Genomic DNA, 17888 nt, shown 5'->3' with positions numbered 1-17888 from the left:
AATGCGCAAATATCGAAATATTAACTTAGATCTACTAAAAGTACTTGCATGTGTTGGAGTTGTTCTACTTCATACAACGATGGGTGGGTTTAAAGAGACAGGTTCATGGAATCTTTTGACATATTTATATTATTTAGGAACCTATTCTATTCCTCTATTTTTTATGGTCAATGGTTATTTATTGTTAGGAAAGAGAGAGATTACCTATTCTTACATACTGCAGAAAGTAAAATGGGTTCTAATAACAGTGTCGTCATGGACCTTTATCGTTTGGCTGTTTAAAAGAGACTTCACAGAGAACCTAATTAAAAAAATTGTAGGTTCTTTAATACAAAAAGGTTATTTCTTTCAGTTTTGGTTTTTTGGTTCGCTTATACTTATTTATTTATGTCTACCCGTTTTGAAAAAAATTCTTAATTCAAAAAGAAGATATTTTTATATTCTATCTTTATTGGTAGTTATTGGTTTGATTTTTGAGTTAGCAAATATTGTATTTCAAATGCCAGCACAAACATATGTTATACAAACCTTTAGATTATGGACTTGGTTTTTTTACTACCTTTTAGGTGGTTTTATAGCGCAATTTAACAAGGATATTATCAAAAATAGTTTTAAGAGATGGATGAAAGCAGTTGTGGTACTGTTGTTATTGATTTCACCAGTAATATTATTTTTCATAGCGAAGACTACTTATCATAATCTTTTTGCTGAATATTTTTATGATATTTTATTTGTAAAAGTTGTAAGTTTGGGAATTTTTCTAACTATCCTCACGCTTACTTTGAATGAAAAACGGAGCGAATGTATTGTTTCCCTTTCTAATCAAACTATGGGAGTTTTTATAATACATACATATACTATGAAGGTATGGGAAAAACTATTTGGTTTTAGTTTCGTAGGATCATATTTACTTTTCGCTATATTTACTTTAAGTGTTAGTTTTATTATTGTTGGAATGTTAATGAAAATTCCTTATTTCAATCGAATCGTTAAATTATAAAAAGGAGAACACTATGTACGATTATCTTATCGTCGGAGCTGGTTTGTCTGGAGCTATTTTTGCTCACGAAGCTAAAAAACGTGGAAAAAAAGTAAAAGTGATTGATAAACGCGATCACATTGGAGGGAACATCTACTGTGAAAATGTAGAAGGTATCAATGTCCATAAATATGGTGCCCATATCTTCCATACTTCTAATAAAAAAGTTTGGGACTATGTTAATCAATTTGCTGAGTTTAACAACTATATCAACTCACCTGTCGCAAACTATAAAGGAAGTCTTTATAATCTTCCTTTCAATATGAATACTTTCTATGCTATGTGGGGGACAAAAACTCCACACGAAGTGAAAGATAAAATTGCTGAGCAGACAGCTGATATGAAGGATGTTGAGCCGAAAAATCTGGAAGAACAGGCTATTAAGTTGATCGGTCCGGATATCTATGAAAAGTTGATTAAGGGTTATACTGAAAAGCAGTGGGGGCGCTCAGCAACGGAACTTCCTCCATTTATCATAAAACGCCTTCCAGTTCGTTTAACCTTTGATAATAACTATTTTAACGACCGTTACCAAGGAATTCCTATCGGTGGTTACAATGTTATCATCGAAAATATGCTGAAAGATGTAGAAGTTAAACTTGGAGTAGATTTCTTTGCTCATCGTGAAGAGTTGGAAGCATCTGCTAACAAAGTTGTCTTCACAGGGATGATCGACCAGTATTTTGACTACAAACACGGTGAGTTAGAATACCGTAGTCTTCGTTTTGAACATGAAGTTTTAGATGAGGAAAACTGTCAAGGAAATGCAGTTGTGAACTATACAGAGCGTGAGATTCCTTATACTCGTATCATCGAACACAAACATTTTGAATATGGAACGCAACCAAAGACAGTTATCACGCGTGAATATCCGGCTGACTGGAAGCGCGGGAACGAGCCCTACTACCCGATCAACGATGAGAAAAATAATGCTATGTTTGCTAAGTACCAAGAGGAAGCAGCGCAGAATGATAAAGTTATCTTCTGTGGGCGTTTAGCAGATTATAAATATTACGATATGCATGTGGTGATTGAGCGAGCGCTAGAGGTCGTAGGGAAAGAGTTAGGTAACTAAAGATTTGATGTTAAAATGAGGGACTACTTCGTTTCCTCATTTTATTCATCTTAAGAGGAGATTGAAAAAGCTGCTCTTTGTCAGCTATAGTGGGTTGATGTCAACTAACATCTGGAGAGGACAATCACTGTCTTCTCCTTTTTGATTTTTCAGAATATACCAAATTAACCCAAAAATTCTGAAAATTCTGTTGACATCTTTCTGAAAAGGTTCTATAATAGATAGAAAGTTTTAAAGGAGAAAATGATGAAAAGTTCAAAACTATTTGCTCTTGCAGGTGTAACCTTATTGGCGGCTACTACTTTAGCTGCATGCTCTGGATCAGGTTCGAGCGCTAAAGGAGAGAAGACATTCTCATATATCTATGAAACAGACCCTGACAACCTCAACTATTTGACAACTGGTAAGGCAGCAACTGCTGACATTACTAGTAATGTGATTGATGGATTGCTTGAAAATGACCGCTATGGTAACTTTGTGCCATCTATGGCTGAGGATTGGTCTGTATCTAAGGACGGCTTGACTTACACTTATACAATCCGTAAAGATGCCAAGTGGTACACATCTGAAGGAGAAGAGTATGCGCCTGTCAAAGCTCAAGACTTTGTAACAGGTCTTAAATATGCTGCTGATAAAAAATCAGATGGTCTTTATCTTGTTCAGGAATCAATCAAAGGGTTGGATGCTTATGTGAAAGGGGAAATTAAAGATTTCTCACAAGTTGGTATTAAGGCTCTTGATGATCAAACAATTCAGTACACTTTGAACAAGCCAGAAAGCTTCTGGAATTCTAAGACAACGATGGGAGTTTTGGCTCCAGTAAATGAAGAGTTCTTAAACTCTAAAGGGGATGATTTCGCTAAAGGAACAGATCCAAGTAGCATCCTATACAATGGACCATTCTTGCTCAAATCTATCGTAGCTAAATCTTCTGTTGAGTTTGAAAAAAATCCAAACTACTGGGATAAGGACAATGTCCATATCGATAAGGTTAAATTATCATTCTGGGATGGTCAAGATACCAACAAACCGACTGAAGCCTTCAAGGATGGAAGTTTCACTATGGCCCGTCTCTTCCCAACAAGCGCTAGCTACCCAGAGACTGAAAAAGCATTTAAAGACAATATTGTTTACACACAACAAGATTCTACTACTTATTTAGTAGGTACTAATATTGATCGCCAGTCTTATAAGTATACTTCTAAGACAACGGATGAAGAAAAAACATCAACCAAGAAAGCTCTTCTAAACAAAGATTTCCGTCAAGCTCTTGCCTTTGGTTTTGATAGAACCGCCTATGCCTCTCAAGTAAACGGTGCAAGTGGTGCAACTAAACTGCTTCGTAACTTGTTTGTCCCACCTACATTTGTTCAAGCAAATGGCAAAAACTTTGGTGAGTTGGTCAAAGAAAAATTGGTGACTTATGGAGACGAGTGGAAGGATGTGAACTTAGCTGATGCTCAGGATGGACTCTATAACGCAGATAAGGCTAAAGCAGAATTTGCCAAAGCTAAGACAGCTCTTCAAGCAGAAGGTGTGAAATTCCCAATCCACTTGGATATGCCAGTAGACCAAACAAACACGACGAAAGTCCAACGTGTTCAATCCTTCAAACAATCGCTCGAAGCTACTCTAGGGTCAGAGAACGTCGTTGTCGATATCCAACAACTTCAAAAAGATGATGTCTTGAATATCACTTACTTTGCTGAAACTGCAGCTGGAGAAGACTGGGATATCTCAGATAATGTGGGATGGTCTCCAGACTTTGCAGACCCATCTACTTACCTTGATATCATCAAGCCATCTGTCGGAGAAAATACAAAGACTTACCTAGGATTTGACTCTGGAACAAACAACGCTGCAGCTAAGCAAGTTGGTTTGGAAGACTACGAAAAAATGGTTGTAGAAGCCGGGGAAGAAGTGAGTGACGTTTCAAAACGTTATGAGAAATATGCTGCAGCCCAAGCTTGGTTGACCGACAGTGCCTTGATCATCCCAACAACTTCTAAAACTGGTCGTCCAATGTTGTCTAAGATGGTACCATTTACGCTTCCGTTTGCATACTCTGGTAACAAGGGTACAAGCGAAGCTCTCTTGTATAAATACCTAGACGTACAAGATAAAGCAGTGACAGCAGATGAATACCAAAAAGCTCAAGATAAATGGATGAAAGAAAAAGAAGAGTCGAATAAAAAGGCCCAAGAAGATCTTGCAAAACATGTGAAATAACTGTTGCAAAATATAAGAAAGGATTTAGTATTTCTCTTGAATGCTGAATCCTTTTTTACATTTGTAAAGAAAGATTCTAAATTTGGAGCCTGTTTTTGTCAGAATAGAGAAAATTTTCGTTAATTTTACTTGTTTTCTATTGCTTTCTTAGCTATTATTTGTTATATTAAAAGCACAATTATTTTTTATTTATCAGGGTTAAGCATTGCACTTTCAGAGGAAGGAGTATTTTTTAAAAAAAGAATGTAAACGCTTACTCAAAAATGAAAGGATTTAGGAATTTATGAATAAAGGATTATTTGAAAAACGTTGTAAATATAGTATTCGGAAATTTTCATTAGGTGTTGCTTCTGTTATGATTGGGGCTGCATTCTTTGGGACAAGTACAGTTCTTGCAGATAGCGTGCAGTCTGGCTCCACAGCGAATTTACCAGCGGATTTAGCCGCTGCTCTTGCAACAGCAAAAGAGAATGATGGGCGTGATTTTGAAGCACCAAAGGCGGGAGAAGACCAAGGGTCTCCAGAAGTTACTGATGGACCTAAGACAGAAGAAGAACTATTAGCACTTGAAAAAGCAAAATCAGCTAGTTCAGATAAGTTACCAGAAGGCTTAGAGGGCAAATTAGATAAGGCTGAAGATAAAGGGAAAGAAGTTGATAAGGATCAATTAGCTAAGAATACTGAGAATCTCGTTCCAGAAGATGTAGCTAAAACCAAGAATGGTGAATTAAACTACGGAGCAACTGTCAAAATCAAGACACCATCAGGTGAAGGTAGTGGGATTGTCATTGGCGAAAATCTTGTTTTAACTGTTTCACATAACTTTATAAAAGACGTTCCAGATGGCAATAATCGTAAGGTCGTTGACAATGATAATGGTGATGGAGATATCTATAGCATTTCCTATCCAGGACTACCAGATGTTAAATTTGGTAAAAAAGACATTATTCACTGGGATCGTGAAGGTTTCCTAAAAGGCTACAAGAATGATTTGGCTCTTGTTCGATTGCGAACAGTTTTGGAAAATGCTCCAGCAGAAGTGATTGAAAAACCTGCAGTGAAAAAGGTTGGAGATAAATTGCATGTCTTTGGCTATCCAACTGGAAAATTATCACCAGTGCTCAATACAACTGTTGAATTAGTCGAATCCTACGGTGAGGGCGTAAAAGGGATCGGTTATCAAGGTAGTCATCCAGGCGCTAGTGGTGGTGGTATCTTTGATACAGAAGGAAAACTCGTAGGTGTTCATCAAAATGGAGTTGTTGGCCAACGTAGTGGGGGTATTCTCTTCTCACCTGCTCAATTGAAGTGGATCCAAGATCACATGAAGGGGATTTCAAGTGTCAAACCAGCAGACTTGGAAGAGAAAGAAAAACCAGTTGAAGACAAACCAAAAGAGGACAAACCAGCTGCTAAACCTGAAACACCTGAAAAAGTGACAGCTGAATGGCAAACGGTAGAGAAAAAAGAACAACAGGGAACAGTCACTATCCGAGAAGAAAAAGGTATCCGCTACAACCAACTATCCTCAACTGCTCAAAATGATAACGCAGGCAAACCAGCCTTATTTGAAAAACAAGGATTGACAGTTGACGCAAATGGAAATGCGACTGTTGATTTAACCTTCAAAGAAGATTCTGAAAAGGGCAAATCACGCTTTGGTGTCTTCTTGAAATTTAAAGATACCAAGAACAATGTTTTTGTTGGTTATGACAAAGATGGCTGGTTCTGGGAGTATAAATCTCCAACCGATAGCACCTGGTATAAGGGGGGGCGTGTAGCAGCGCCTGAGACAGGATCAATTAACCGCCTATCAATTACCCTCAAGTCAGATGGACAACTCAATGCAACGAATAATGATGAGAAACTCTTTGATACGGTTACTTTGCCAGCAGCTGTTAATGAAACTCTTAAAAATGAGAAGAAAATCGTCCTAAAAGCTGGTTCCTATGGCAATGAGCGTACAGTTGTCAGCGTTAAAACAGACAATCAAGAAGGCGTGAAAGCAGATGATACTCCTGCCCAGAAAGAAACAGGTCCGGCCGTTGACGATAGCAAGGTGACTTATGACACTATCCAGTCTAAGGTCCTCAAAGCAGTGATTGACCAAGCCTTCCCACGTATTAAAGAATACAGCTTGAACGGGCATACCTTGCCAGGACAAGTCCAACAATTCAATAAAGTCTTTATCAACAAACACGAAGTCACACCTGAAGTTACTTACAAAAAAATCAATGAGACAACTGCAGAGTACTTGATGAAGCTTCGCGATGATGCTAATCTTATCAATGCGGAAATGACAGTTCGTTTGCAAGTTGTGGATAATCAATTGCACTTTGATGTGACCAAGATTGTCAACCATAATCAAGTCACTCCAGGTCAAAAGATTGATGACGAAAGAAAATTGCTTTCTACAATTAGTTTCCTTGGCAATGCTTTAGTCTCTGTTTCGAGTGATCAAGCTGGTGCTAAGTTTGATGGGGCAACCATGTCAAACAATACGCATGTCAGCGGAGATGATCATATCGATGTAACCAATCCAATGAAGGATTTGGCTAAGGGTTACATGTATGGATTTGTTTCTACAGATAAGCTTGCTGCAGGTGTCTGGAGCAACTCTCAAAACAGTTACGGTGGAGGTTCTTATGACTGGACTCGTTTGACAGCCTACAAAGAAACAGTCGGAAATGCCAACTATGTTGGAATTCATAGTTCTGAATGGCAATGGGAAAAAGCTTATAAGGGCATTGTCTTCCCAGAATACACTAAGGAACTTCCAAGTGCCAAGGTTGTTATCACTGAAGATGCCAATGCGGATAAGAAAGTCGACTGGCAGGATGGAGCCATTGCTTATCGTAGCATCATGAACAACCCTCAAGGTTGGGAAAAAGTCAAGGATATCACAGCTTACCGCATCGCGATGAACTTTGGTTCACAAGCACAAAACCCATTCCTCATGACTCTGGATGGTATCAAGAAGATTAATCTCCATACAGATGGTCTTGGGCAGGGTGTTCTCCTTAAAGGATATGGTAGTGAGGGACATGACTCTGGTCACTTGAACTATGCTGATATTGGTAAACGCATTGGTGGTGTTGAAGACTTCAAGACCCTGATTGAGAAGGCTAAGAAATATGGTGCTCATCTAGGTATCCACGTCAACGCTTCTGAAACTTATCCTGAGTCTAAGTACTTCAATGAAAAAATTCTTCGTAAGAATCCAGATGGTAGCTACAGCTATGGTTGGAACTGGCTAGACCAAGGTATCAACATTGATGCGGCCTATGACTTGGCTCATGGTCGTTTGGCACGTTGGGAAGATTTGAAGAATAAACTTGGTGAAGGTCTCGACTTTATCTATGTGGACGTTTGGGGCAATGGGCAATCAGGTGATAACGGTGCCTGGGCTACCCACGTTCTTGCAAAAGAAATCAACAAACAAGGCTGGCGCTTTGCGATTGAGTGGGGCCATGGTGGTGAATACGACTCTACCTTCCAACACTGGGCAGCTGACTTGACCTATGGTGGCTACACTAATAAAGGTATCAACAGCGCCATCACGCGCTTTATCCGTAATCACCAAAAAGATGCTTGGGTAGGAGACTACAGAAGTTACGGTGGTGCAGCCGACTATCCACTTCTAGGTGGCTACAGCATGAAAGACTTTGAAGGCTGGCAAGGACGAAGTGATTACAATGGCTATGTAACCAACTTGTTTGCCCATGACTTGATGACCAAATATTTCCAACACTTCACTGTAAGCAAATGGGAAAATGGCACACCAGTTACCATGACCGATAACGGTAGCACCTATAAATGGACTCCAGAAATGAAGGTTGAGCTAGTCGATGCAGCAGGTAACAAGGTTGTTGTGACTCGTAAGTCAAATGATGTCAATAGCCCGCAATACCGCGAACGTACAGTAACGCTCAATGGACGTGTTATCCAAGATGGTTCAGCTTATTTGACTCCTTGGAACTGGGATGCAAATGGTAAGAAACTTCCTGCTGATAAGGAAAAGATGTACTACTTCAATACGCAAGCTGGTGCAACAACTTGGACACTTCCAAGTGATTGGGCAAATAGCAAGGTTTACCTTTATAAATTAACTGACCAAGGTAAGACAGAAGAGCAAGAACTAACTGTAAAAGATGGCAAGATTACCCTAGACCTTCTAGCAAATCAACCATACGTTCTCTATCGTTCAAAACAAACCAATCCTGAAATGTCATGGAGCGAAGGCATGCATATCTATGACCAAGGATTTAACAGTGGGACCTTGAAACACTGGACCATTTCTGGTGATGCTTCTAAGGCAGAAATTGTCAAATCACAAGGCGCAAATGAAATGCTTCGTATACAAGGCAATAAGAGCAAGGTCAGCCTTACTCAGAAACTGACTGGCTTGAAACCAAATACCAAGTATGCTGTTTATGTCGGTGTTGATAACCGTAGTAATGCTAAGGCAAGTATCACAGTGAATACTGGCGAGAAAGAAGTGACTACTTATACCAATAAGTCACTCGCTCTCAACTATATCAAAGCATACGCTCATAACAATCGCCGTGACAATGCTACAGTTGACGATACAAGTTACTTCCAAAACATGTACGCCTTCTTTACAACAGGATCGGACGTATCAAATGTTACTTTGACATTGAGTCGTGAAGCTGGTGATGAAGCAACTTACTTTGATGAAATTCGTACCTTTGAAAACAATTCAAGCATGTACGGAGACAAGCATGATACAGGTCAAGGAACTTTCAAACAAGACTTTGAAAATGTAGCTCAAGGAATCTTCCCATTTGTAGTGGGTGGTGTCGAAGGCGTCGAAGACAACCGCACTCACTTGTCTGAAAAACACGATCCATATACACAGCGTGGTTGGAATGGTAAGAAAGTCGATGATGTTATCGAAGGAAATTGGTCATTGAAGACAAATGGGCTAGTGAGCCGTCGTAACTTGGTTTACCAAACCATTCCACAAAACTTCCGTTTTGAAGCTGGTAAAACTTATCGTGTAACCTTTGAATACGAAGCAGGTTCAGACAATACCTATGCCTTTGTAGTTGGTAAGGGAGAATTCCAGTCAGGTCGTCGTGGTGGTCAAGCTAGCGACTTGGAAATGCATGAATTGCCAAATACTTGGACAGATTCTAAGAAAGCCAAGAAAGTAACCTTCCTCGTGACAGGTGCAGAAACAGGCGATACTTGGGTAGGTATCTACTCAACAGGAAATGCAAGCAATACTCGTGGAGATGCTGGTGGAAATGCCAACTTCCGTGGTTATAACGACTTCATGATGGATAATCTTCACATTGAAGAAATTACCCTAACAGGTAAGATGTTGACAGAAAATGCTCTGAAGAACTACTTGCCAACTGTTGCCATGACCAACTACACCAAAGAGTCTATGGATGCTTTGAAAGAAGCGGTCTTTAACCTCAGTCAGGCAGATGATGATATCAGTGTCGAAGAAGCGCGTGCAGAGATTGCCAAGATTGAATCTTTGAAGAATGCTTTGGTTCAAAAGAAAACAGCCTTGGTAGCAGAAGACTTTGAAAGTTTGGATGCGCCAGCTCAACCAGGTGAAGGTCTTGAGAATGCCTTTGATGGTAATGTGTCTAGCCTATGGCATACATCTTGGAATGGTGGAGATGTAGGCAAGCCTGCAACCATGGTTTTGAAAGAACCGACTGAAATCACAGGACTTCGTTATGTACCACGTGGTTCAGGTTCAAACGGTAACTTGCGTGATGTAAAACTGGTTGTCACAGATGAGTCTGGCAAGGAGCATACTTTCACCGTTACGGACTGGCCTGATAACAATAAGCCAAAAGACATTAACTTTGGCAAGACAATCAAGGCTAAGAAAATTGTCCTTACGGGAACCAAGACATACGGAGATGGTGGAGATAAATACCAATCTGCAGCGGAACTCATCTTTACCCGTCCACAGGTAGCAGAAACACCGCTTGACTTGTCAGGATATGAAGCAGCTTTAGCTAAGGCTCAAAAATTGACAGACAAAGAAAATCAAGAGGAAGTGGCTGGAGTTCAGGCGAGCATGAAATATGCGACGGATAACCATCTCTTGACGGAAAGAATGGTGAAATACTTTGCAGATTATCTCAATCAATTAAAAGATTCCGCTCCGAAACCTGATGCTCCGACAAGCAGTAAGGGTGAAGAGCAACCACCAGTTCTTGAAGTACCAGAATTCAAAGGCGGAGTCAATGCAGCAGAAGCAGCTGTACATGAAGTCCCTGAGTTCAAGGGCGGAGTCAATGCAGCAGAAGCAGCTGTACATGAAGTCCCTGAGTTCAAGGGCGGAGTCAATGCGGCAGAAGCAGCTGTTCATGACTTACCTGAGTTCAAGGGAGGAGTCAATGCGGCAGAAGCAGCTGTTCATGACTTACCTGAGTTCAAGGGCGGAGTCAATGCGGCAGAAGCAGCTGTTCATGAGGTTCCTGAGTTCAAGGGCGGAGTCAATGCGGTTGAAGCCTTGGTTCACGAATTGCCAGAATACAAAGGTGGAGCCAATGGAGTTGAGCCAGCCGTACATGAAAAACCAGAGTACACAGGCCCGCTAGGTACAGCAGGTGATGAACCAGCACCAACTGTTGAGAAACCAGAGTATAAGTTGACACCAGCTCCACTAGCTGATACAAAGACATCAGAAATCAAAGATACTCTGAAAAATGAAGAAAGCAAAAAGACACTCCCAGAAACAGGAGAAGACCAGTCTGATACAGCCCTCTTCCTAGCAGGAATCAGCCTAGCATTGTCAGCCGCCCTCTTTGCTATTAACAGTAAAAAAGAATAGATATTTATTCCACAGCTACATTGTTTGGATAAGTGACTTGGACTTCTATGGGAGTCAGAGTCGGAAAATGAATCAAACACCTGGAGAGGACCTCTTGGTTCTCTCCTTTTTAAAAGGAGAAATGATAACGCTTACTAGCGTAAGCGGATGAAAGGAAATAGGAGAAATATGGACAAACACTTTTTTGAGAAACGCTGTCATTATAGTATCCGCAAATTTGCAATTGGTGCAGCCTCAGTTATGATTGGTGCTAGTATCTTTGGAGCCAATATGGTTCAGGCAGCAGAAACAGCAGCGCCTTCAGAGACAGAGGGAAGTATCACTCATGTTCAAGCTCTGGATAAGTTACCAGATGATTTAGCAGCTGCGCTTGAAAAGGCGGATGCAGAAGCTGCAACAGAAGGAAATCAAGAGGGTAGTCAGGCAACCGAAGAAGGCACAAAACCTGCAGCAAGTGAGGAGGCAAAACCAGAGACAAGTCCTGCAAGTCCCAAGCCAGCAGAAACGCCGAAACCGGTTGAAACACCAAAGGCAGACAAACAGCCTGCGGAAACCACTACACCAGCAGTAAAACCAGCTGAAAAGACAATCGAAGATAGAGAAGATGTCAACCACCTCGAAGGCGCTACTGCTTCAGCAAACAACCATGAGACTGGGACCAACTTTACTGCAGATAAGGCTATCGATGGAGATGACAATACCCGTTGGGCTACAGATAGAGATGCAGTAAAACCAACTTTTGAATTAACTCTTCCAAAAACTACCCTTATCAAGCATGTAGAAATAGACTGGGATCGTCGTCTTCGTAATGGGCAAAATGATCCAAATATCAAATCTTGGAGTCTCTACTACGCAGGTCAAGAAGACGTGGGCGCTAATGGAGAAAAACAATGGAAACTAGCGCATACCAAGACTGGAGATCCTGTTTTAGATGAGAAAGTAGACTTAGCTGAGAGTATCAAAGCTAAGTATCTCAAATTGGAGGTCAATGATTACCAAGCGGGAACAATGGGCTGGAGAAACGTTGGAATCCAAGAAATTCGAGCTTATTCAAACGTTCCGGACCATAGTAAGGTAACAGATATCCGCCAAGTTAACCAGTTGGATGTGGCTGAAGATGGCAAGTCTCTTGTCCTACCAAGTTTGCCAGGTCAGGTTAGTCTGATTGGCAGTAACAAGCAGGGTGTGATTGACCTTCAAAATCGCATCTACCAACCTCTGACAGATCAACGTGTCAAGGTCATGGTACAACAAATCAAAGACAGCCATACTTTTACTAAAGAATTTGAAGTTGTCATTAAGGGGCTACATCAAGATGAGGGTGTGGGTGTGAAACCAAAAGTTGCTCCAGCGGTCCAACAATGGTATGGTCGTGAAGGCAAATCTTCTATCACTTCAGATACAGTCCTTGCGACGGGTGATTCTGGCTTTGATCAGGCTGCAACCTTCTACCAGTCAGACCTTGCCAGCCGTGGATTGGAACTAGCAACAGGTGACAAGCAAGCTCAAAAACGAATCGAATTTAAAAAGGTTGAAAACAAGGGTTACGGTAAGGAAGGGTATGGCATCACTATCCAAAATAATGTGATTACCATCGAAGCTGCCACAAACACAGGAGCCTTCTACGCCACTCGGACTCTTCTTCAAATGGGGGAAAGCGACCTCCAAAATGGCGAAATTCGAGATTTCCCAAGTTTCGGCCACCGTGGCTTTATGCTAGATACAGGTCGTAAATTTATCCCTTATGACACTCTTGTAGACATCATGCTCAACATGGCTTACTACAAGATGAACGACTTGCAGTTGCATCTCAACGATAACTATATCTTCCTTAAGGAACACTTGGCAGGTAAGAACTTGACACAAGAAGAAGAACTCAAGTATGTACTTGAACATGCCAAGACTGGTTTCCGTGTGGAGACAGACATTGTCGGTAAGAATGGTCAAAAATTGACATCAGACGAGCATTATACCAAGGAAGAAATGCAAAATCTGATTAAGCTTGCCAAGGCCTTGCATATCAACCTAGTGCCAGAAATTGACACACCAGGTCACGCCTTGTCCTTTGTCAAAGTCCGCCCAGACCTCATGTATCAAGGTAGTTTGAGAGATTATGCAGGCAAGCACAATGTTGAGCGCGTAGCCATGCTCGACCTAGACAATAAATACGATGAAACGCTGGCTTTTGTCAAATCTGTTTATGACAAACTCCTCGATGGTCCAGATGCACCGCTTCATGGCGTGTCCACTGTTCATATCGGAACGGATGAATACTATGGCAGCAGAGAAAGCTATCGTCGCTATGTCAATGACCTTATCAAATACATTAAAGGAAAAGGCTATACCCCTCGTATCTGGGGCTCACTCAGTGCGAAACGTGGGAACACTCCTGTTGATTGGAACGGAGTAGAGGTTGATATTTGGAGCATTGGCTGGCAACGACCAAATGAAGCCATTGCTCAGGGAGCTAAGATTATCAACATCACGGATGTGCCGACCTATAGTGTCCCAAGTGGAAGCAATAGTCAAGCAGCCTACGGGGACTATGCAAATTACGAACGCCAGTACAATAGCTGGACACCGAATGATTTTAGAACAGGTGGAGGTCCACTTCTACCAGCTTCTCATCCAAGTATCCTTGGTGGTGGGCACGCAGTTTGGAATGATAACATTGACCTTCATGAGACAGGTTTGACCTCTTATGACATCTTCAAACGCTTCTTCAAGAGCATGCAAACCACTGCGGAGCGCACCTGGGGATCTGACCGTGCAGCTGCGACCTTTGCAGAACGCACCCTACCAACGAGTCCTTATGCGCCACAGTCAAATCCTGATAAAGAGATTGATCAAAGTGACTTGTTTACCATCAATCCTGAAACAGTCAAGAACTATGCAAGTAAGAAAGTGAAGGCAAGCGAGCAAGGATTGGCTTTTGAGAAAGACAGCAGTATCGAAGGTTTGGCTGGTGATGTTGGTCCAAGTCACGTCTTGAAGTTTGATGTAACTGTCACTGGAGACGGGGAACAAACCTTCTCAACAAGTGGGGACAATCGTATCTATCTAGCTGATAAAGACGGCTATCTTGCTTACCAGTTTGAACAGTTCCATATCCAATTCAATAAAAAACTTGAAAAGAACAAACGTTATCAAATCTCCATCGTGACCAAACCACAATCTACAGAAGTCTATGTGGATGGTGAAAAGATTGAGCGTATTGCAAATCCAGCCCACCCTCGCTTTGCCCACAATAGCTTGGTACTACCGCTTGAAAGCATCGGTGGTTTCAAAGGAATCTTGCATAGCGCAGAGTTGTCAGACAAACCATTTGTAAATCCTCGTTTGATTTCAAATGATAAGATTACAGCAACCGCAAGCAGTCAGCAGCTTCCAGGAAATGCGACTGAAGGCGCTGTTGAAAAGGCCTTTGACAATGATCCAAATACCTTCTGGCATACTAAGTGGACTGGTGACACTGCGCCATACACCCTTACTATGACCTTGAAAGAAGCAGAAAAAGTCAATGGCTTGACCTATCTCCCACGTCCAGGTGGTGGAAATGGTGTCGTGACACGCTACGAAATCTACGCACAAAAAGATGGCCAAATGGTCAAGGTTTCAGAAGGAAACTGGGACAACAACGCCCAAGAAAAAACAGTCAACTTTGCGGCGGTAGATACCAACAAGATTGAGTTGAAAGTATTGGAAGGCGTTGGTGGCTTTGCAAGTGCAGCCGAAGTTCATCTATTGAAGCCTGTCAAAGAAGAGCAAGAAACGCCTGCACCAAGTCAACCAGAAAAACCAACTACACCAGAAAAACCAAAAGTAGAGCAAACAGGTGATGGAACAGTTGAATTGGCAGATCGATTCACTGCAAGTAAACCAGCTAGCGAAGACAGCATTGTGGCTGCCAGCAAGAGCGCAGACTATCTCAAGAAAGAGTACAAGGTCTTCCCAACGCCACAAAAAGTGACTTATGGAGAAGGAGTCACAGCCCTTCGTAAGCAAGTCAATCTGGTCATGGGCGATCAACTCGATATCTATACTCGTAATCGCTTGAAGAGTGTCTTGCAGGACAATCAAGTATCTTATACAACTGGTAAGGCAGCAATCGCTGGCGCAACCAATATCTATCTTGGAGTGCATGGACAAGGTTCACAAGCAGAGCAAAACTTGTCCAATGTTTCAGCAGGTCTCTTTGACAAGATTGACGCCTATGTCTTGACCATTAAGGATAACTCGATTTCTATCGTCGGGAAAGATACAGATGCAGTCTTCTATGGTTTGACAACTCTGAAACATATGCTCAAGGAAAGTCAAGTTCCAGTTCTTCGCAATGTGACAGTAGAAGATTACGCAGAGCTCAAGAACCGTGGTTTCATCGAAGGTTACTATGGAAATCCATGGTCGAATGCCGATCGTGCAGAGCTCATGCGTTATGGTGGCGATTTGAAATTGAACCAATACTTCTTTGCACCAAAAGATGATCCATATCACAACAAGAAATGGCGTGAACTCTATCCAGAAGAAAAACTAGCTGAAATCCGTGAACTTGCTCGTGTCGGAAATCAAAGTAAAACCCGCTATGTCTGGACTATTCATCCATTCATGAACAACCGCATCCGCTTTGGCAATGAAGCGCATTACCAAGAAGATTTGGCAACCATCAAGGCCAAATTTACCCAGTTGATGAAAGTGGGTGTCCGCGAATTTGGTATCCTTGCAGATGATGCTCCAAGCCCAGTCGGAGGCTACAATAGCTACAACCGCTTGATGCAAGATATGACCAAGTGGTTGACTGAAATGCAGGGAACCTACAGTGGTCTTCGCAAAGAAATGATCTTTGTTCCTGGCCAGTATTGGGGTAATGGACGTGAGGATGAGTTGAAATCTCTCAATGAAAATCTCCCAAGTTCAACATCCATGACCTTGACGGGTGGTAAGATTTGGGGTGAAGTCTCTGAAAGCTTCCTATCAACTCTCAAGAACAATCTATCCGCAGGTGGCAAAACCTATCGCCCAGTTTCACTTTGGATTAACTGGCCTGTAACAGATAACTCTAAACAACACTTGATTCTAGGTGGTGGTGAGAAATTCCTTCATCCAAATGTGGATCCAAGTTTACTGTCTGGTATCATGTTGAACCCAATGCAACAGTCTGAACCATCTAAGATTGCCCTCTTTTCAGGAGCTCAATACTCATGGAAACAGTGGAAATCAGAAGAAGAAGCTAAGAAAATCAATGACATTGCCTTCAACTTTGTAGAAAATGGTCATTTTGAAGATAGCAAGGTATCGGCAGCCTTCCGTGAACTTGGTAAGCACATGATCAACCAAAACATGGATAATCGTGTCGTTAAACTAGAAGAATCGGTAGACTTGGCTCCAAAATTAACAGACTTCATGACCAAACTCAAAGCAGGTCAGGATGTGACTGCGGAACGTGCAGCCTTGCGTGCAGAATTTGCCAAGATTAAAGAAGCAGCCGAACTCTATAAAGCATCAGGCGATAAAAAAATGGTTGCCCAAATCCACTATTGGTTGGATAATGCAATCGACCAAATGAATGCCCTCGATGCCTTCCTTACAGGAACTGAAGCCATGGCTACAAACGATGCAGCCAAACTTTGGGATAGCTACTATAAAGGCTTGAAGTTCTACGAACAGTCTCAAACTCATACCTTCCATTATGTAGACCATATGGAAAAAGCTGAATTGGGTGTTCAACATATTCGTCCATTTATCCTATCCTTGAAAGAAGTTTTGGCGTCTGAAGTTCAAAAAGTCTTGCATCCAGATCAAATCATCAGTACCTTTATCACCAATCGAACAGGTGTAGAGGGTGGCTTGGCAGAAGTAACGGATGGCGATTTGGCAACTCATGCGATTATTAAATCACCAAATAGCATCAAGACAGGTGATTATATTGGTATGAAGTTCAACAAACCAGTAGCGATTCAAACCTTGACCTTTGCAATGGGAACGCAGGCAAATCCACGTGATACCTTTAGTAAGGCAGAAGTACAGTATCAAGATGAAAATGACAACTGGGTAACCTTGAAAGAGCCAAGCTATGTCGGAAATGAATCCCTTCTTAAGTTTGAAAATCTCAATATCAAGGCCAAGGCAGTTCGCATGATTGCGACAGCAGATCGCGAGAACACTTGGTTTGCAGTTCAGGAAATTGCAGTTAACCGGTCAGTTGAAAAAGCTCGTAGCCAGCAAGCAACGACAGTTAGTCTAAGCTCAAACTTAGTTTACAAACTAAATACCTCAGCCCGTCAAATCACTGATGGCAAGGACAATACAGAAGCCATGATGGCAAATGCTGACGGTAGCAATACGACACCAGTAGATGCCTGGGCACAACTTGACCTCGGTGAAGTCAAGTCAGTCACTAAAGTACGACTTCGCCAAGGAACGGGTGATAAGCTTGCCACAGGTGTACTTGAGTACTCTACAGATGGAACTGCATGGCAAGAGTTGGATCGCCTATCAGGAGAACAAACCAAGGAAGTGACCAGAGCGATCAATGCTCGTTACATCCGAGTACGCAATACCAAGGCCCTCGACCTCTGGTGGCGTATTCAGGACTTCTCTGTTGAGACACGCTCTGGAAACAGTGAGTTAACAGACACCAACGTTGATGCCTTGAAGGAAACACCAGTGGTGGATAGCTTAGGCAGTTACGAACTTCAAATTCCAGCTGGAACCAAACTCCC

The 17888-nt window shown here is 41.8% G+C and carries 5 protein-coding genes; all 5 read left to right on the top strand.

Annotated features, from left to right (window positions below):
• Window position 1 precedes the first annotated feature (1 nt).
• Entirely contained in the window at window positions 2–1000 is a 999-nt protein-coding gene (locus tag B7705_RS01775; protein ID WP_084947212.1) for an acyltransferase, read from the top strand.
• A gap of 13 nt (window positions 1001–1013) precedes the next feature.
• Window positions 1014–2114: a UDP-galactopyranose mutase gene (gene glf, locus B7705_RS01770; protein ID WP_084947210.1), complete on the top strand. Its 1101-nt coding sequence runs from the start codon at window positions 1014–1016 to the stop codon at window positions 2112–2114.
• A gap of 246 nt (window positions 2115–2360) precedes the next feature.
• Complete coding sequence (locus B7705_RS01765) at window positions 2361–4343, top strand: peptide ABC transporter substrate-binding protein (protein ID WP_084947208.1); 1983 nt, start codon at window positions 2361–2363, stop codon at window positions 4341–4343.
• A gap of 283 nt (window positions 4344–4626) precedes the next feature.
• Window positions 4627–11169, top strand: a complete 6543-nt coding sequence (locus tag B7705_RS01760; protein ID WP_084947206.1) for a SpGH101 family endo-alpha-N-acetylgalactosaminidase — start codon at window positions 4627–4629, stop codon at window positions 11167–11169.
• Window positions 11170–11337: 168 nt separating this feature from the next.
• Window positions 11338–17888 (top strand): beta-N-acetylglucosaminidase domain-containing protein (locus B7705_RS01755; protein WP_084947203.1); only part of this gene is annotated, 6551 nt, incomplete at its 3' end.

The organism is Streptococcus oralis subsp. dentisani, from assembly GCF_002096685.1.
Lineage (GTDB): Bacteria > Bacillota > Bacilli > Lactobacillales > Streptococcaceae > Streptococcus > Streptococcus oralis_AD.
The sequence above is the reverse complement of the archived record's forward strand: the minus strand, read 5'-3'. Positions and strand labels throughout refer to the sequence as shown.

Coding starts and splice junctions, on each gene's coding strand:
- glf (WP_084947210.1), top strand. CDS start 1,014: ATGTACGATTATCTTATCGTCGGAGCTGGTTTGTCTGGAGCTATTTTT.
- B7705_RS01775 (WP_084947212.1), top strand. CDS start 2: ATGCGCAAATATCGAAATATTAACTTAGATCTACTAAAAGTACTTGCA.
- B7705_RS01760 (WP_084947206.1), top strand. CDS start 4,627: ATGAATAAAGGATTATTTGAAAAACGTTGTAAATATAGTATTCGGAAA.
- B7705_RS01765 (WP_084947208.1), top strand. CDS start 2,361: ATGAAAAGTTCAAAACTATTTGCTCTTGCAGGTGTAACCTTATTGGCG.